Raw genomic sequence first — 16,604 nt, 5'->3', positions numbered from 1 at the left:
CGGGGGGGCCGGGTCGAGCGCTCCCGTTGACACGTCGCCTGTGAAGCGATGGAGACGGTCGCTGGCGTTCGCCCTCGCCGCGTCGCTCGCCGGCGCGCTCGCCTCGCCCGCGGCGCTCGCGCAGGGCGCGCCGGACGAGGAGCCAGCTCAGGAGGAGGCGGAGGACGAGGCGCCGCCGCCGGCCCAGAAGGCGCGCAATCGGGGGGTGCTCCCGGCCCGCGCCGACGTGGGCGTGAAGGAGAGGAAGGCGGCCCCGGTGGATCCGAAGCGGGGCCCGGCCGAGAAGGACAGGGACCGGGACAAGGCGGAGCCGTCGGTCGAGGAGCGCGCCGCGCGCGGCGTGGCGATCGTCGAGCGGGGCGGGCAGGTCCTCGGCCTCGGCGCGGTGCTCGCCGGCGACGGGCGTATCCTGACGGCGCTCTCGCCGCTCGGCGCGGGCAACGACCTCACGGCGCGCCTCGCCGACGGGACCACCGTCCGGGTGAAGCTCGGCCACCACGACCGCGTGTGGGATCTCGCGCTGCTCGTGCCGCAGACCGGCAGGTGGACCGAGGGGCTCACCGCCTCGTCGCGCGATCCGGTGCGGCCGGACGCGCAGATCCGCTCGTTCTCGGCGGCGCGCGGCAAGGTCGCGGCCGTCCCGCTCGTGCTGCGATCGCGCCGGACGCTCCTCGGCGGCGACGACCGGCAGCTCGACGACGCGATCGAGCTCGGGTCGCGCATCTCGCCGCTCGATCTGGGCGCGCCGATCCTCGACGAGGACGGCCGCGTGGTCGCGGTCCTCGGCCGCGGCTGCGCTCCGAACGAGGGCAAGCCCTGCACGCCGGTCGCCTTCGGCGCGCCGATCCGCGCGATCCGGGGGTTCCTCCGCGCCGTGCCGAAGGCGGCGGTGCAGCCCGCGGGGTGGCTCGGGATCCAGGGGATCAGCGAGGCCGCGCCGGTGGCCAAGGGGGTCCGGGTCACGGTGGTCCACCCCGGGAGCCCCGCGGACGAGGCCCGCCTGAAGGGCGGCGATCGCGCGACGAGCGACATGATCCTCGCGGTCGGCGGCGTGCCCGTCACCAGCCCCGAGGCGCTCGCCGACGCGATCCGCACGCACGCGATCGGCGAGAAGGTCCCTCTGACCTTGCTGAGCGGCGGGAAGTACCGGCAGGTCACGGTGCTGCTCCGCGCCGCCCCGGACCCGAAGGCCGCCGCGACGAAGATGCCCGAGGCCGAGCTGCCGCCGCCGAGCTCGAGCGGCCGGGCCACCGAAGAGTACCGCAAGTAAGCGAAAAATGATGTGGGCCCCCGCCGGGATTCTATAAGCTCGGCGCTCGGGCGCGATCCGGTTGACACTGCGTCAACCGAACCTCCAGGATCGGGCTTGAGCGGCTCTATCGGGGCGCTCGCGGTTCTCATTCGGCCTCGCGCCTCGCGCGGGGCCTTCGATCGGGTGATCCGTGTCCCAAACGTTTCGAATCGAAGTGGCCGGCGAGACGAACGTCGGGCGCAAGCGCAACCACAACGAGGACAACTTCGGCATCATGGTGGAGTACGGCCTCTTCATGGTCGCCGATGGGATGGGGGGGCATGCGTCGGGCGAGGTCGCGTCGAAGATGGCTGTCGAGGCGATGCAGGACTTCTTCGCCCAGACGCAGGACGACCCGGAGCGGACCTGGCCCTACAAGATGGACAGGTCCAAGGGCTATGAAGAGAACCGCCTGATCACGGGCATCAAGCTCGCCAACCTGCGTATTTACGAGACGGCGCAGCGCGAGGCGAAGAAGCGGGGAATGGGGACGACGTTCGTCGGCATCTTCACGGCGAACGACGGCGTCTACGTCGCCCACGTCGGCGACAGCCGGGTCTACCGCTTCCGCGAGGGTCGGCTCGAGATGCTCACCGAGGACCACTCGCTCCTCAACGACTACATCAAGATGAAGCGGCTCACGCCGGAGGAGATCGCGAACTTCCCGCACAAGAACGTGATTGTGCGCGCGCTCGGCATGAAGGACACGGTCAAGGTCGACACCCGCTTCGAGGTGCCGCAGCTGAACGACACCTACATCCTCTGCTCCGACGGTCTCTCCGGCCCGGTGAGCGACGCCGAGATGGCCCACATCCTGATCGAGCACCAGGACATCCAGGTCGCGACCGCGAAGCTGATCGAGCGCGCGAACGAGAACGGCGGCCCCGACAACGTCACCTGCGTCCTCGTCCGCTGGACCCAGTGAGCGGCGGGCACCCGCTGCGGATACGGGCCCACCTCGACGTTTTCGGTGCTCGGCGTACTGGAGTACGCCTCCGCGCCGAAAACGCCGATCTGGGCCCGTCTCCTGTGCGGGTGACCGCCGCTCGGCAAACGGCAGTCCGGGGGAGCGGCGCTCAGGGGAGGGCGCCGCTCAGGGAAGAGCGCCGCCGCTCCAGGGGACCAGGACGAGGAAGACGAAGGCGATGAGGCCAAGCATGAACAGGCTCGTCATCAGGTAGGTCGAGCGCGGCGAGCGCGCAGTGCTCCAGCCGTCCCCGTAGAACTTGCCGCGTGAGCGCGTGCGGATCCGCCGCTGCACACCGCGGAGCAAGCCCGGCGGCGCCGCAGGGGGCGCGCGCATGGCGCCGCGGACCAACTCGCGTAGATCGATCTCGTCGACCAGCGGAAGATCGCCGTCGTCAGGCAGATCAGCGTCGTCGGGCAGGTCGCGCGGCGGCGCGGAGGTGTCGCGCGGCGGCGCGGAGGTGTCGCGCGGCGGCGCGGAGGTGTCGCGCGGCGGCGCGGAGGTGTCGCGCGGCGGCGCGGAGGTGTCGCGCGACACCTCCGCGGGGGGCGGCGTGGGATGGCTGCCGCTCTCCACGCCCGAAGCGGCCGGCTCCTCGGCTTGCCCCGCACGCCTGGGGTCGTCCGCTCCGCTCATTTCCCGCCTCTCACCTTCTCGCCCATCACCTTCTCGACCAGCGCGCGGAGCTGCCCGCGCGCGCGATGGATCCGGCTCTTCACAGTCCCGTCCGGTAAACCCGTCACCGAGGCGATCTCTTCGTAGGACATGTCCTCGACGTCGCGAAGGATGAGCGCCTCCCGGAACTCGGGATCGAGCTGGCCGATGGCGTGCTTCACGACCGCCTCGAGCTGCATCCCCTCGACGAGCTCGTCGGGGCGGCTCACATCGCCGACGCTCACGCCCTTCGCGGCAGACAGCGGCACCCGCTCGGCCATGGCGTCGACGTCGTCCTGGGCGTCGGCGTGCCGCCGCGAGAGGTACTTCGTCCGGTTCTTACAGAGGTTCACGGCGATGCGGTAAATCCAGGTCGAGAGCTTCGATTCGCCGCGGAACTGGTCGATCGCCTTGAAGACCTGCACGAAGACTTCCTGGGACAGGTCCTCGGCCTCGTCGCGCCGGCCGAGCATGCGGTAGACGAGCGCGAACACGCGGCGCTCGTACATGATCACGAGCTCGTTGAACGCGCTCTCATCACGCGCGACGAGCCGCGCGATGAACTGGGCCTCGTTCATCTCGACGGGCGCCGTGGGCTCGCGCTCGGGCTCCACGCCCACAGGAATCGGGACGCCGCGAGCCGCGCCTGCACGGATCGAGGCGCCGCGGTCCGCATCTGCACGGGTCGACGCGCCGCGTACGCGGTCCGCATCTGCATGGGGCGACGCGCCGCGTACGCGGTCCGCATCTGCATGGGGCGACGCGCCGCGTACGCGGTCCGCATCTGCACGGGGCGACGCGCCGCGTACGCGGTCCGCATCTGCACGGGGCGACGCGCCGCGTACGCGGTCCGCATCTGCATGGGGCGGGGATCCGCGTACGCGGTCCGCATCTGCATGGGGCGGGGATCCGCGTACGCGGTCCGCATCTGCATGGGGCGGGGATCCGCGTACGCGGTCCCCTTCATCGCTCGCCACGCCGTCCGGTCCTCCAGGATCCAGGGTCTCGCCCCCGCCCCGCGGCAGGCGCAGAGCCTTCGGTGAGACCACGGTAAACAACCCCGGCTCGACCGCGCCAGACAATAGCGAGCAGGCAGCGGCGCCCGACGCGCCAGCGACGCCGTGCGGCCGCGCCGGAGGCGCTCCCGTGCGCTCGATGGAGATCGCCCATCACGATCCCCCCTCAGAGAGCGCGGGCGCTCGATTGGTTCCGGCGCGTGGATTCGAACCACGATTAGGGGATTCAAAGTCCCCCGTCCTGCCCTTGAACGACGCCGGAGTGCCGCGGATCGGAGCCGACCGCCGCGCGGCGCGCACCTTAGCGCGAGTCGCGCAGAATGGCACCCGTCCCGACCGACGAGCCGGGTGCGCGGCCCGGACGGCCGCCGCCACGCGCGGCGTCCCCCTCGGACCGACCTCGCCGCAGGCGGAACTGCCCGCGCTCACGGCGACCCACGGGCGCCGGCTTCGCGCCGGCCGGAGGAGCCTTCTCCGTCCCCTGCGGCGGCAGCGCTGGCGCATCGGCGCCCCCTTCCAAGGCCGCGCGGGCGCCCTCGGGCACCCCGGTTACCGGGGTTGGCCCGGGCGCCGCGGCAGAAGGGGCCGCGGCGCGGGCCGCCCCGGCGAGCTCCGGGGCAGGCAGGAAGGCCTCGGCGGCGGCCGCCGCGACGCCCTGGGCGACGCCGAGGCGCGCCGCCGGCGCGACCGCGGCTCTCGGGGGCGCGGTCGCGGGGGCGAGCGCGCTCAGCACCGAGAGGCCCAGCACGAGCACGCTCGCCGCGCTGCCCGCAGCGAGCGAGACCGCGCTGCGAGAGGCGCGGGCGCGCCGCGCGAGCCGCGACCAGGTGCCCGACGCGCGCCCGCGCGGCGCCTGGTCCGCGTCACGCCCGCCGCGCGCCGGCCCGGACCCGAGCTGCGCGGCGCCAGGCACCGGAGCCCCGGGGCTCGGGAGCGTGTCGGGCGGAAACGAGGGGACCGCCGGGAAACACGAAGGGATCTCGAGCGAAATCGGCGGCGGAGGGGTCTCGTGCCGCGCCGCCGCCTCGGCCAGCGGGAACGGGCCGAGGGGGAAGGCGTCCGCGCGCTCGTCGCGAGGCCTCGCAGGGCCGCCCCGGTGGTGGCGCGGCGCGACAGACCGGAGATCGTCGGGGGTCAACGCGAAGCTGAGCGGGCCGGTGGACTCGGGCCCCTCGCTCGCGGCGGAGACGGCGGGCACCTCGTGGGGCGGGGGCGGCTGGGAGATGGTCCAGCCGAGCGCCTTCACCTCGCCGGCGGCCGTCCAGCACTCGAGGCCCTCGCGCCACACGCGCGTGCTGTGGGCGAGCTCCCCCACCTCCAGCGCGCGCCACAGCGCGACCGTGCTCATCGCCTCGAGCCAGCCGCCGTGGTCGACACACCAGGGCCTCGACTCCGTCGGCTCCTCCACCACGAGGCTCGGGTGCGAGCTGAACGGCATCGTGGGGGCGTTGCAGAGGCTCTGATGCTCCTGTCTGCGCCCCTCCGCGCCGCTCGGCGCCGGCACCCCGTCGCAAAGCCCCTCCACCTTGTACGCCGCGCTCGGGCCCATCGCTGTCTCCCTAGCGAGCCGCGGCGATTCACCCGATACTTCCGGGTCCACCTCCGCTGCTCTCGTGCGTCGGTAGCGGATGCTGGGGAGGTGGGCCAAGAAAGTGCGGGATCGGGCCGGGCGCCCGGGCCCGCCGCGGCGGGCCGCGTCGACTGCGCGGCCCGCCGCCTTCCGTCAGAGATCCGTGTAGCTGTCCGAGAACATCGCGCGCTGGCCGAGGAAGCTGATCTCGAGCATGCCGCCGACGTCCGTCTCGCCGGTCGAGCGCCGGATCACGCTGAGCGCCGGCATCAGCCGGATGAGCCCGCGGTACTTCGTCCCTTCCGGCGCGCGCGCCAGCGTCACGTAGACCGGGGCGCGCAGGCTGATGCGCACGTCGGCGGGCGCGTCGTCGTTGAGCGCGACCGCGACCCGCGTGCCGAACGCCGCGCGGAACGTGGCGCCCGCTGCCTTGTCGACGAGCCCGGCGTGCGCCGCGACGGTGAGCTCCTGGCTCTGCCTCGGCGCGCCGAGCACCTCGCGCTTGCAGCGCGAGGCCGGGGCGAAGGTCGTCGACTGGGTGACCGGATCGAGGCCGCGGACGACGTCGCCCGCGGGCTCGCACCACTCGAGCGTGTCGGTCGACGCGCTCCAGCGCGACGCGAACGCGATCTGCCCCTCGATCGTCGGGGCGAGCTTCTTCCCGCCGTCGCCGACGTAGACGGCCGCGGCGCCGACGCTCCAGGGCACGGCGGTGAGCTCGCGCGGCTCGTAGGTCGGCGGCAGGCTCGTGTCGCGCCGCTCGGGGCCCGGGCCGAGGTAGCTGAACCGGGTGCGGCCGACCGCGCCGCCGACGTAGAGGACCAGCGGCGGATACGCCGAGCTGCCCTCGCCCTCGAAGTCAAGGCGCGCGAACGAGGCCGACAGGCGAAGGCTCCCGATCGGCGCCTGGGCCGTCTCGTCGGGGTTCGAGAGGCCGATCAGCGTGGCCAGCCCGTCCTCGGTGGCGACCTCGGCCTCGAGCACGGTGCTCACGTCCCACGCCGTCGGATCGGTCACCTCGCCGAAGCCGGCCAGCACCCCGAAGCCGACCCGCGCGACCGCCGCGCCCCCGGAGCTGCCCGTGACCTCGGCAGGCACGAGATAGACGAGCTCGCGGCCCGTGTCGGCCGGCGCGATGGGCGAGATGGGCGCGCCGGCGGCGGGCGAGACGGGCGAGATGGGCGCGCCGGCGGCGGGCGAGACGGGCGAGATCGGCGCGATGGCGCGGCCCGGCTGCGCGGGCGCCGGGGCCGCGCCGGCGTCCGGCGACGGGGCCGCGGGCGCGCTCGGGGCGGCGGCGGGCGGGACGGGCGGCGCGGGGGCGACAGGCGCCGTGGGGGCGGGCGGGGCGACCGGCGGCGCCGGCGCCGACGGCTGCGCCACGCCCTGGGCGCGCGCGGGCGCCGCCAGCGAGAGCGAGAGAGACAGCAGCGCTGCGGTGCGCTGGAGCAGCAGGGATGTCCTCATGGCGCCACCGTGAACTTGAACGTGAGGGCCTCGGCGCCGGTCGACGTGTCGTATTCCGCGCGGGTGCTCTGGTTCGTCTTGGGGTCGAAGGCGAAGATCTGGAACTTGCCGCTGCCGTTCCGGATCCTGAAACGGAATACGTAGTTACCCGGCTCCAGATCGAACTCGGGGAAGACCGTGTTGCGGATCGAGAACGGCCGCACGCCGGCCGGATCCCCGGCGGGCGCGGGGTCCTCGAACAGGTAGCCGACGGCGCTGAGGTGGTACTCGTCGCTGTGAAGCTTGAGCTTGATCCTCTTCATGAGGAGAGCGATCCTCTCACACGCGCGCGGCACGGTACAGCGCTGCGATACTGGCGTGCTGCGACAGCGTCATCGAGACAGCAACGTCTGATGTGCTGAAGCGCCGCGGCCGGGAACTCGAGGCATGGCGCGTCACCGCCGCCCTCGCCGGCGCGGCGGCCTCCTACGTCGCCCAGAGCACGGAGAGATCGAGCTCGATGGCATCGAACGGCTCGGCGCGAACGCGCGCGGCGTCGCGGTGGACCACCGCGGGCCCCCAGCGACGATCCTGGCCGAGCACGTGCACCTCGAGCGTCCGCGCGATCGGGTCGACAAGCCACGCGTGCCGCACCCCCTCACGCGCATAGACGGGCATCTTCTCGTCGCGGTCGACGCCCTCCGTGGATGCGCTCAGGACCTCGCAGATCCAGTCCGGAGCGAGCGAGAAATAGGCCGTTTCGGGCAGCTCTGGCATGCGTTCGCGGCGCCAGCCGGCGAGGTCGGGCACGAGCGCGTCGATCGCGCCAGGCGCCGCGGGGTCGGGGAAGTGCAGCTCGGGTTCGACCAGGATGAGCCAGCCGCCAGGCCCGCCGCGCCCGCGGTCGAACGGGCCGAAGAGCTCCCCCTGCAGCGCGCTCTCGGCCCTGGAGTGCCGCGGCGCCGGCCGCGGGAACACGTGCAGGGTGCCGCGGATGAGCTCCGCCACCCTGTTCGGCGGCACGGCTTCCAGGTCGGCGTACGTGGCGCGGCGCTGCTTCTCGGCGGGCTGGCCCATGACCGGAGCCTGCCCGGAGGCGTGCGGCGGGGCAAGGCGGTGAGGCCCCGGCGGCGCGCCGGCCGGGGCGTTCATCGGCGCAGGGCCACGACCGCGATCGCCAGGACCAGCGCGAGCGCGTCCAGGTCCGGCGGTGAGATGCGGTCCACCTCGGGACGCGCGTCCGAGGCGACCGTCTCGAGGCCCGGATTGGGCGGCGCGATGCAGGCGATACCGGGACGCGGCGGCGTGAGGCTCGCGGCGGCGCCGGGGCACGGCGGAGCGATGATCTCCGGGGAGACAATGGGCTGCCGCGGGGAGACAACGGGCCGTAGCGGGGAGACAACGGGCCGTAGCGCGGCCGGTTCCTGGTGGCGGGTGTTCGTCAACCACGTGGCGGACGACCATTCCCGTCGCGCAACCGTGCGCACCAGCGCCGCCCGGGACGAATCGATGCACGCGCATCGCGATCTACCCGCCGACGTTGCTCTTGACGCTCAAGCCACGCCCAGAAAAAATGCGCGTCGTCACGTCGCGGGTCGCGACTGGGGCAGGGCTTCCGTCATGTCAATCGGCATCCACGGCAAGCTCTGTCTGCTGCTCTACGCCTGTGCGCTCGTCGTTGTTCCGGCGTCGGCGCACGCACTCGAGTTCAGCGGCGGAGTGAGCGTGGGCGGGATCCAGGTCGGGTTCGAACCCAGGCTCGCGGTGAGCCCCTTCGCCGGATGGGTCTGGCGCGGCGAGGGGGACTTCCGGCTCGAAGTCCACAACATGCTCAGCATCGTTCCAGGGGCCGGTGTAGGGGTCTACGATCGAACGGCGAGGTAAGCCGAGATGAGCAAGCTATTTGTTGTTCTGTGCTTCGGTCTCGTCGCGTGCAATTACGATGTAGGAGAGTGCTATGTCCGAGGTCATGGAAACGAAGGTGCCGGCGGCGGCATCATCACTCCGACTGGAGGGGTCGGGGGCTTCGGGTATGTGCCGCTGGAGCCGCAAATCACACGGGCTTCGATGGGGATCCGTGCTCACGAACGGTGGAATGTACGGTCGCGTGGACGGCCGGTTCGGCTGCCTGCAACAACCAGGGCGCGGCAGGTAGCTGCACGACGCGGTACCAGGGCGAGCACGCGAGTCTGGACGAGGCCAAGGATCGGTGTGAAGAAGCTTCTGGGGTTGGAAGGGGCTCCGGCGCGCAGTCGTGCGGCTCGTGTCGGTGGGTGACGAGCTCAAGCTCGACCAGCAGCTCTTGTTGGCAGCATTGCGAAGAAATCAAGTGCATCAAAAGGTGTAAGGACTAGAGCAATGAGTACTCACGCAGCCACCAGAGCGCTAAAGCGCACCCTCGAAATGACGCTGCCCGGCTCGAACGACGTACACAACGTCGTTGTTCGCATCGGGCTTCCAGAGCCCGATCCCCTTCCGGGCGGAGACTTCCGTGCGCTGGTTGAGATCAGTGGATTCGACGAGCCGTACTCTCGCCACTCTTACGGTGTCGACGAACAGCAGGCGTTTCTCGCAGCATGCTGGATCGTGCCGCCAATCCTCGCCACGCTTGCCCCCGCCGGAGCCAAGTTGAGATGGCTTGGCGACGATGACCTCGGGTTCGGGACGTCCGCTGCAACTCCCTGAAAGAGCGCCGAAATTTGCGGCGGCGAAATCGGCGTAGCGATCGCGTGGGGAGCAGAGATCGCATTCAATCGCTCGTTAGCTGGCGCGGGATGGCCACCAAGAAGACATCCTCGAAGGACGCGCACCACGCCACGCTCGATGATGAGGACGAGCACGCGACCCATGCGCTCGAGCTCCTCGCTGGCAAGATCGGCGAGCATGCAAAGGAGCTCGCGACCGCGGCGAAGGACGTCCGCAACGCCGAAGGACGGCGGACGCGAGCGCGCCGTCACCGCCGCACGATGAACATCGCCGCGAAATACCCGTCCGTGCCGTGCACGTGCGGCAGCAGGCGGAACGCGTCCCCGCCGCCCGAAAGCTCCCGCGCGATCTCCGCGTCGAACGGCGCCGGCTCGAGCCGGACGCCGAGGTCGTCCTCCGCCGGGGCCGCGAGCCGCGTCGCCACGGCCTCGCACTCCTCGCGCAGCACGCTGCACACGGCGAACACGAGCCGGCCACCGTCCCGGGCGCGCGTCGCGGCGCGTCGCGCGATCGCGACCTGGAGATCCGCGAGGCGCGGAAGGTCGTCCGCGTCGCGCCGGAGCGCGATCTCCGGGCGCCGCCGCAGCGTGCCGACCCCGGAGCAGGGGGCGTCGACGAGCACCCGGTCGTAGCCCTCGGGGACGTCGCCCGCGCCCACCGTCCAGTCCACGGCGTAGGTCTCGCGGACGAACGCAGCGGCCCGCTCCAGCCCGCCAGGCGCGCCGGCCTGCGCCCCGCTGGGCTGCGCATCGCGGGCCTGCGCCCCGCTGGGCTGCGCATCGCGGGCCTGCGCATCGCCCACCTGCGCGCCGGCGCCCTCCGCGCCCTCGGCGCTCGCCGGCGGCGCGCTCAGCGTCGCGCGGAGCTGCGAGAGCTTCGCGGGATACAGGTCCGCCGCGTCCACGGCGCCCCCGGGGAGCACCGCGCGCGACAGGATCCACGACTTGTTGCCCCGGCCGGCGCAGGCGTCGAGCACCCGCTCGCCAGGGCGCGCGCCGAGCGCGAGCGCGAGCGCCTGCGCCCCCTCCTCCTGGCCGATCCACGCCGCGCCGAAGCCGGGGAGCCGCCGGAGATCGCCCGCGCCGCGCGCGACGATGGCGGCCGGCGAGACGCGCCCCGCCTCGAACGACGCGGCGGGCGCGGCGCCCCGCAGCGCCTCGAGCCACGCGTCGCGGTCCTCGCCGGGCGCAAGGCAAAGGCCGGTCGGCGGCGGCACCGGGCCGGCCGACAGGAACGCCTCGGCCGCCGCGCGGCCGAGCGAGCGGCGCAGGGCCCCCCGCAGCCACCCCGGCGCCGACGCGACCACCGCGCCCGCGAGCGGCGGGCGACCGCCGGCCTCCATCGCCGCGGCGAGCCTGCGCAGCACGGCGTTCGCGAACGCGCCGACGCGCGGCCCGCCGGCCGCCTGGGCGCCGTCCACCGCCTCGGAGACGGCCGCGAACGGGGGGACTCGATCGAGGAAGCACAGCGAGTACGCGCCCATCAGCACGTGCGCGCGCACCAGCGGATCCGTCGTCCAGCGGCTCTTCGCGGCGAACTCGGCGATCCGCGCCTCGAGCGCCACCTGCGCGCGCAGGACGCCGTAGACGAGCTCGGTCGCGAGGCCCACGTCCCGCGGATCGAGCGCCGGGGCGCGGCGCAGCTCGGCGTCGAGGGCCGCCGAGGCGAACGCGTCCGAGGCCCACACCCGCGCGAGCACGCGCGCCGCGACCGCGCGCGGCGCGCTCTCCCTCGGGCGCTGCGCGGCGCCGCCGCCGTCACGCCCGTCCCCTTTTGCCCGGTCAGTCAACGAGCTCCTTGAACTGCCCCTGGATCACGTCCCAGCGGCGCTCGACGTCATTCTTGAAGGCGATGCCCATCAGGCCGATGAGCACAACGAGCCCGACCAGGCTCGCGATCTCGCGGACGCGCAGCGGCAGCGGGCGCCGCAGCACGGCCTCGAACGTGAAGAACAGGAGATGACCGCCGTCGAGCACGGGAATGGGCAGCAGGTTGATGAGCCCCAGGTTGATCGAGATGACCGCCATCGCCCAGACGAAATAGCTGACGCCCTTCGCGCCCTCCTCGCCGATGACGTCGTACACCGTGATGGGGCCGCCCAGCGTGGAGATGCTGACCTTGCCCTCCATGATGCGGACGATCCCGACCACGATGAACCGGATGACGTCGTACGTCTCGTCGACGGCGCTCTCCAGGGCGAACCGGAACGCGGACGGGCTCTCGACATAAGGCTCGGCCACCATCGGCGACCAGTTCGACGCGCGCAGGTAGAAGCGCGGGCGATGCTGGCCGTACTCGTCGACCCAGTCCTCGCGCCGGAGCTCGATGGTGCCGCTCTTGCGCTGGCCCGAGCGCTGCCACGTGATGACGTGCGGCCGATCGGGCGCCGCGAACAGCAGCTCGACGAACGTCGACCAGGCGGTGACCTCGACCCCGTCGACCTCGGTGATGCGATCGCCCGGCCGGAGCTCGGCGTCCCACTCGGCCGAGCCCTGGGGCACCTCGGCGACGTAGAGATCGGCCGGCTCGATGCCGGTCCGCGCGAGCAGGTCGCCGTGGCCGGCCTCCGGGGTCAGCGCGGCGACGCCCGACTCGTAGACGGCGAGCTCGGCCAGCCCGCCGAGCGCGCGCGACACAGGGACCGGGCGCAGGTACGTGACCGGCACCGTGGCGCCGCGGTTGTCCTCGAGCGCGCGCTCCACGTCGCCGAAGGTCTTCACGGGCGTGCCGCGCACCTCCGTCACCACGTCGAACGTGCGCAGCCCGGCGCGGAACGCCGGCGAGTCGGGCCGCGAGACGCCGACCACGGCGGCTGGGCGGCTCGGCTTGATGCCGATCTCACCCACCCGGTCGACGATCTCGAGCGGCTTCTGGACGACCTTCTCCTCCGGGACGACCGTGACCTCGACGTGCTCCTTGTTGCGGAACACCTTGAGCCGGAGCTCCTGGTTCGGGCTCTTGGTGACGATGCGGTGGAGCTCGGCGAAGGTGCTGACGCGCTCGCCGTCCACCTCGAGGATGCGATCGCCCGGGAGGAGCCGGCCCTCGGCCGGGTGCCCCGGCAGGACCACGCCGACCGTCGGCGGGACGAAGCGGGTCTCCCCGATGAAGACGGCGAAGTAGAGGAGCACCGGGAAGAGCACGTTCATCGCCGGGCCGGCCATGACGATGATCACGCGCTTCCAGAGCGCCTGGGACTCGAAGGTGCGCTTGCGATCCTCGGGGAGCACGGCCTCCTGCCGGTTCTCCTCGAGCATCTTCACGAAGCCGCCGAGGGGCAGGAGCGCGATGCAGTACTCCGTCTCCCGGCCCCGCAGGCGCAGCACCCGGGGGCCGAAGCCGATCGAGAAGGTGAGGACCTTCACACCGAAGATCTTCGCGCACACGAAGTGGCCGAGCTCGTGCACGAAAATGAGCACGGAGCAGAGCAGCGCGAAATACAGGAGGTCCACGGCGGCGGTTGTCTTTACGCGAGGCCGGGCGCGGTGACCACTGGCCACTGGAGGCAGACCGGGGCGGGGCGCGCTCCGGCGTGGAGGGCCGGCTCAGGGGAGCGACGACCTCGGCTGGCCGCCGTCGGCGCCGCTCGCGCGGGCGCGCGCCCGGATGACCCGGTGCCGGGCGCGGCGGAGCTGGACCTCGGCCGCCTCCTCCTCGGCGCGGAAGCGATCCTCGAGCGCCGCGAGGAGCTCGTCCGATCAGGGCTCGCGTCGGCGAGGTGGCCGATGCGCGAGCGCAACGACCCGCCCCGCGCGCCGTCCCGCTGCTGTGCACGAGCCCACAGGCACCTGCAATTTCGCCTCGTGGCGAAATGCCACAGAGCACAGAAGTGAGTCATCGCGTGCCCCGGAGGGCCGCGAGCTCGGCGCATCCGTGATATCTCACCGATGGAAATCGGCCGGGCGCCGAAGCTGCGAGCGGACGCCCGCGGCGGAAGGTCTCCTGGCCGATTCTCGCGATGTGCCCCCATACGAACTGCGAGGTCCCATCATGAAGCACACGATTGAGCACGACCTGAACGACGGCGAGGCGAAGGTGGCCACCGAACGAGCGATCGCGCAATACCGAGAGCGGTACGCGGAGTTCGAGCCCTTCCTCGTGTGGCGCGACGAGAAGCGCGCCGAGCTCGGCTTCTCGGTGAAGGGGGTCAAGCTGAAAGGCAGCATGGAGCTCCGCCCCGGCGCCGTGGACGTCGATCTCGACGTGCCGTTCCTCCTGCGCCCCTTCAAGGGAGTGGCGATCGCCGCCATCGATAAAGAGGTTCGCCACTTCATCGGAGAGGCGCACAAGGAACGGGCGGAACGGGGACAGGGAGCCGGCAAAACGGCCTAGCGAGCGGCCTGCTCCGCCGTGGACATGAGCGCGGGCCGGCGCTACCTTGCGGGGACAGGTTTGACTTCGCCGGCCGAAGCACGCCCCGCGATATGACTCACTCCAGTGCTCGGCCGGCAGGGGCTGTCTCCTCGACGCGCTCTCTCGCCGCCGCGCTCACGGGGTGAGCGCCCTCACGGCCGTCAGCTTGCGCGAGGCGAGCACGACGTGGATCTCCGTGATGCGGCCGCGCGCGTCGACGTCGCAGCGGAGGACGTACCTCGGAGCCAGCCTGTCCGCGCCGGCCCGGCGCTCGAGGACGAGCGCCGGGAGGCCGTTGAGGAGGCGGATGTCGTGACGGGGCTCCCCGCCGCCCTCGTGCCGCAGCAGGCCGATGAAGAGCCGCGCGACCCGGTTCGGGCCGGCGACGATCCGGCGCGCCGCCTTGTACTCGCCGTCCGCGTCGTTGAGGACGCGGACGCCCTCGCTGAGCAGGGCCTCGACGGCGGGGATGTCCTGCGTCGCCAGGGCCTGCAGGAAGCGCATGAGCGCCGCGCCCGACCGCTCGACGAGCTCGGGCGAGGGGCGGCAGCGCTCGCGCTCGTACGGCTCGAGCGCGCGGCGGGCGCGGTGGTGCGTCGTCTTCACGCTGGCCTCCGACAGGCCGAGCGCGTCGGCGGTCTCCTGCACCGAGTAGTCGAAGACGTCGCGGAGCAGGAGCACGGCGCGCTGCCGCGGGGTGAGCGCCTCGAGCGCGATCAGGAAGGCGAAGGACGCGCTCTCGAGGAGATCGTAGCGGCCCTCGGTGCCGTCCTCGCCAGGGATCTCGAACGACGGCGGCTCGGGCTCCGCCTCGATCGGCGAGGGGAGCCACGGGCCGTCGTAGGCGCAGCGCTTGCGGCGCCGGAGGGCGTCGCGGCCGAGGTTGAGCGCGACGCGCGCGAGCCACGGGCGCACAGGCTCGTCCGTGCGCGCGGGCGGGCGCTCCAGCGCGCGGACGAACGTCTCCTGCACGATGTCGTCCGCGTCGGCGGCGCTGCCGGTGAGCCGGTAGGAGAGCGCCCAGAGGAAGCGCTCGTGCTCGCGGTAGCTCGCGGCGACGAAGCTCGGGGGAGGGGCGAGCGCCGCGCCGGGGGCCGAGGAGGCGGAGGAGGCCGTGGAGCTGCTCATGGAGCGCCCGGGTAACCCCGTCACGCCGCGCGGTCGAGCGCCCGGCGCGCGAGCACGGCCGCGGCGGCGTCCCGCGCGCTGCCGAGGCTCGCGTCGGCGAGCATGCCCGTCGATCCGACCCAGTCGCCCGCGAGAAAGAGCCCGTCGACCTCCGGGACGCGGACGCCGGGGCGCCCCGCGTAGCCGCCCCCCTCGGCGGCGACCACGGCGTTGGAGACGACGAGCGAGGGCAGGAAGCGGCGCTCGACGAGCACGTCGCGGTAGCCCGGCTGCGCGCGCTCGAGGAGGTCCTGGAGCTCGCGTTCGGCGTCGCCGCCGGCGAGCTCGGGGCCGTACTGGGCGGCGTGGAAGACGGCGCCGCCCTCGGGGGCGAGCCGCGCGACCCCGGAGTGGAGCGACAGGTAGAGGGGGCGGTCGATGCCCATCACGAAGCGGAAGCGCGGGCGAGGCAGCCGGGACAGCGCGACGTCGAGGCACGCGGCGCGGACCGGGACGGCGCGCTCGGCGTGCGCGGCGAGCTCCGGGACGTCGGGCGCGAGCGCGGCGGCGGCGCGCGGGCTCGCGGCGAGCAGGACGGCGCCGGCGCCGAGGCGGTCGCCGTTCGCGAGCTCCACGAAGGAGACGGCGCCGCCCTCGACGGCGACGCGCGTCGCCCGCGCGCCGGTGAGGATCTCGACGCCGGCCGCCTCCACGGCGCCGCGCAGGCCGTCGACGAGCGTCTGCCAGCCGCCGTCGAGGTAGAGCACGCCCTGGCTCAGGGCGAGCTGCACCTGGGCGAGCGCGGCGCCGGCGCTCTGGCGATCGGCGTCGGCGCAGTAGGTCGTCAGCCGGACGAGCATGCCGATGAAGCGGCGCACCTCGGGCGTCCGGAAGGCGTCGCGGAGCCAGGCCGAGACAGGGACCGCCGCGAGCGGCGCGGGGCTCAGCGCGGCGAGGCCGCCGAGGACGCGGCCCATCTCGAGCTTCGCGGCGAGTCCGAAGAGGCCCGTCGTGAGGAGCGACAGGGCGCCGGACGGCAGGGTGTGGAAGGCGCCGCGGTCGAACGCGAACGCGCCCGACGCGGGCGGCGGCGCGCCCGTGTACCGGACCCCGAGCTCGCGGAGCACCTCCTGCGCCGCGCCGCCGCGGTAGAGCGCGTGGGCGCCGAGGTTCAGCGAGAAGCCGTGGCTCTCCTGCGTGACCGCGCGGCCGCCCGGCGCGTGCGCCTTCTCGACGAGGGCGACGGACCGACCCGCCCGTCCAAGGTACGTCGCCGCCGCGAGGCCCGCGAGCCCGCCGCCGACCACCACCACGTCTTTTGTAGTTCTCATCACGATTCCCCTTTCCTGGCGGTACCACGATCGGGGGCCCGGAAAGGTTACGCGCGCCCTGTCGATTTCGAGGGAGGGCCGGAGGCGTCGGCGGGTGGAGGGGGTCGGCGGCGGGCCCGCGCGAGCGGTCTGGCCGGTTGCCTGTGTGGCGCGGGCGAGGGCG

The 16,604-nt window shown here is 73.1% G+C and carries 16 protein-coding genes and 1 tRNA gene; 5 read left to right on the top strand and 12 right to left on the bottom strand.

The genetic code is table 11. The features are described 5' to 3' along the window. Positions 1–40 precede the first annotated feature (40 nt). Positions 41–1,270 (top strand): S1C family serine protease, encoded by a 1,230-nt coding sequence (locus WMF28_RS38975; RefSeq protein WP_437598708.1) that lies wholly within the window; start codon positions 41–43, stop codon positions 1,268–1,270. A gap of 172 nt (positions 1,271–1,442) precedes the next feature. Further along, complete coding sequence (locus WMF28_RS38970) at positions 1,443–2,216, top strand: Stp1/IreP family PP2C-type Ser/Thr phosphatase (RefSeq protein WP_437598706.1); 774 nt, start codon at positions 1,443–1,445, stop codon at positions 2,214–2,216. A gap of 168 nt (positions 2,217–2,384) precedes the next feature. On the opposite strand, the gene WMF28_RS38965 is transcribed toward WMF28_RS38970, so the two are convergent. The 8 genes from WMF28_RS38965 to WMF28_RS38930 form a co-directional block, all read right to left on the bottom strand. Next, positions 2,385–2,894, bottom strand: coding sequence for a hypothetical protein (locus WMF28_RS38965; protein ID WP_437598705.1), 510 nt, complete (start codon positions 2,892–2,894; stop codon positions 2,385–2,387). Continuing rightward, on the bottom strand, positions 2,891–3,526 hold the full coding sequence (locus WMF28_RS38960; protein ID WP_437598703.1) for a sigma-70 family RNA polymerase sigma factor: 636 nt from the start codon (positions 3,524–3,526) through the stop codon (positions 2,891–2,893). The genes WMF28_RS38965 and WMF28_RS38960 overlap by 4 nt, the downstream gene beginning before the upstream one ends. Before the next feature lie 590 nt (positions 3,527–4,116). Beyond that, positions 4,117–4,190 (bottom strand) — tRNA-Gln (locus tag WMF28_RS38955). Between the two features lie 39 nt (positions 4,191–4,229). Further along, a complete protein-coding gene (locus tag WMF28_RS38950) occupies positions 4,230–5,477 on the bottom strand; it encodes a hypothetical protein (RefSeq protein WP_437598702.1) in 1,248 nt (415 codons plus the stop codon). 174 nt (positions 5,478–5,651) lie between these two features. Continuing rightward, positions 5,652–6,965, bottom strand: coding sequence for a hypothetical protein (locus tag WMF28_RS38945; RefSeq protein ID WP_437598701.1), 1,314 nt, complete (start codon positions 6,963–6,965; stop codon positions 5,652–5,654). Further along, positions 6,962–7,267 (bottom strand): hypothetical protein, encoded by a 306-nt coding sequence (locus WMF28_RS38940; protein WP_437576254.1) that lies wholly within the window; start codon positions 7,265–7,267, stop codon positions 6,962–6,964. The genes WMF28_RS38945 and WMF28_RS38940 overlap by 4 nt, the downstream gene beginning before the upstream one ends. Before the next feature lie 163 nt (positions 7,268–7,430). After that, complete coding sequence (locus WMF28_RS38935) at positions 7,431–8,021, bottom strand: Uma2 family endonuclease (protein WP_437598700.1); 591 nt, start codon at positions 8,019–8,021, stop codon at positions 7,431–7,433. 71 nt (positions 8,022–8,092) lie between these two features. After that, positions 8,093–8,389, bottom strand: a complete 297-nt coding sequence (locus WMF28_RS38930; RefSeq protein ID WP_437598699.1) for a hypothetical protein — start codon at positions 8,387–8,389, stop codon at positions 8,093–8,095. A gap of 175 nt (positions 8,390–8,564) precedes the next feature. On the opposite strand from WMF28_RS38930, the gene WMF28_RS38925 reads away from it, so the two are divergent. After that, complete coding sequence (locus WMF28_RS38925; RefSeq protein WP_437598698.1) at positions 8,565–8,828, top strand: hypothetical protein; 264 nt, start codon at positions 8,565–8,567, stop codon at positions 8,826–8,828. A gap of 474 nt (positions 8,829–9,302) precedes the next feature. Then, positions 9,303–9,629 (top strand): DUF6968 family protein, encoded by a 327-nt coding sequence (locus tag WMF28_RS38920; protein WP_437598697.1) that lies wholly within the window; start codon positions 9,303–9,305, stop codon positions 9,627–9,629. Between the two features lie 268 nt (positions 9,630–9,897). Here WMF28_RS38920 and WMF28_RS38915 read toward each other — a convergent pair whose 3' ends face one another. Both WMF28_RS38915 and rseP read right to left on the bottom strand, forming a co-directional pair. Beyond that, positions 9,898–11,439 carry an RsmB/NOP family class I SAM-dependent RNA methyltransferase gene (locus WMF28_RS38915; RefSeq protein ID WP_437598696.1) on the bottom strand — a complete coding sequence of 514 codons (1,542 nt, stop codon included), beginning with the start codon at positions 11,437–11,439 and terminating at the stop codon, positions 9,898–9,900. Then, complete coding sequence (gene rseP, locus WMF28_RS38910) at positions 11,432–13,102, bottom strand: RIP metalloprotease RseP (protein ID WP_437598695.1); 1,671 nt, start codon at positions 13,100–13,102, stop codon at positions 11,432–11,434. Before rseP ends, WMF28_RS38915 begins: the two co-directional genes overlap by 8 nt. A 538-nt stretch (positions 13,103–13,640) precedes the next feature. On the opposite strand from rseP, the gene WMF28_RS38905 reads away from it, so the two are divergent. Beyond that, positions 13,641–13,982 (top strand): polyhydroxyalkanoic acid system family protein, encoded by a 342-nt coding sequence (locus tag WMF28_RS38905; protein ID WP_437598694.1) that lies wholly within the window; start codon positions 13,641–13,643, stop codon positions 13,980–13,982. 156 nt (positions 13,983–14,138) lie between these two features. Here WMF28_RS38905 and WMF28_RS38900 read toward each other — a convergent pair whose 3' ends face one another. Together WMF28_RS38900 and WMF28_RS38895 are read right to left on the bottom strand one after the other, a co-directional pair. After that, positions 14,139–15,131: a sigma-70 family RNA polymerase sigma factor gene (locus WMF28_RS38900; RefSeq protein ID WP_437598693.1), complete on the bottom strand. Its 993-nt coding sequence runs from the start codon at positions 15,129–15,131 to the stop codon at positions 14,139–14,141. A 20-nt stretch (positions 15,132–15,151) separates the two neighbouring features. Beyond that, a complete protein-coding gene (locus tag WMF28_RS38895; RefSeq protein WP_437598692.1) occupies positions 15,152–16,441 on the bottom strand; it encodes a phytoene desaturase family protein in 1,290 nt (429 codons plus the stop codon). Positions 16,442–16,604: the final 163 nt, after the last annotated feature.

This window comes from Sorangium sp. So ce590 (assembly GCF_051521365.1).
In the GTDB taxonomy this organism is placed as follows: domain Bacteria; phylum Myxococcota_A; class Polyangia; order Polyangiales; family Polyangiaceae; genus Sorangium.
The sequence above is the reverse complement of the archived record's forward strand: the minus strand, read 5'-3'. Positions and strand labels throughout refer to the sequence as shown.

Bases quoted from the DNA above. Each gene is read 5' to 3' on its own strand.
- WMF28_RS38925 (WP_437598698.1), top strand. From the start codon at position 8,565: ATGTCAATCGGCATCCACGGCAAGCTCTGTCTGCTGCTCTACGCCTGT.
- WMF28_RS38965 (WP_437598705.1), bottom strand. From the start codon at position 2,894: ATGAGCGGAGCGGACGACCCCAGGCGTGCGGGGCAAGCCGAGGAGCCG.
- WMF28_RS38905 (WP_437598694.1), top strand. From the start codon at position 13,641: ATGAAGCACACGATTGAGCACGACCTGAACGACGGCGAGGCGAAGGTG.
- WMF28_RS38950 (WP_437598702.1), bottom strand. From the start codon at position 5,477: ATGGGCCCGAGCGCGGCGTACAAGGTGGAGGGGCTTTGCGACGGGGTG.
- WMF28_RS38945 (WP_437598701.1), bottom strand. From the start codon at position 6,965: ATGAGGACATCCCTGCTGCTCCAGCGCACCGCAGCGCTGCTGTCTCTC.
- WMF28_RS38920 (WP_437598697.1), top strand. From the start codon at position 9,303: ATGAGTACTCACGCAGCCACCAGAGCGCTAAAGCGCACCCTCGAAATG.
- WMF28_RS38895 (WP_437598692.1), bottom strand. From the start codon at position 16,441: ATGAGAACTACAAAAGACGTGGTGGTGGTCGGCGGCGGGCTCGCGGGC.
- WMF28_RS38940 (WP_437576254.1), bottom strand. From the start codon at position 7,267: ATGAAGAGGATCAAGCTCAAGCTTCACAGCGACGAGTACCACCTCAGC.
- WMF28_RS38935 (WP_437598700.1), bottom strand. From the start codon at position 8,021: ATGGGCCAGCCCGCCGAGAAGCAGCGCCGCGCCACGTACGCCGACCTG.
- WMF28_RS38900 (WP_437598693.1), bottom strand. From the start codon at position 15,131: ATGAGCAGCTCCACGGCCTCCTCCGCCTCCTCGGCCCCCGGCGCGGCG.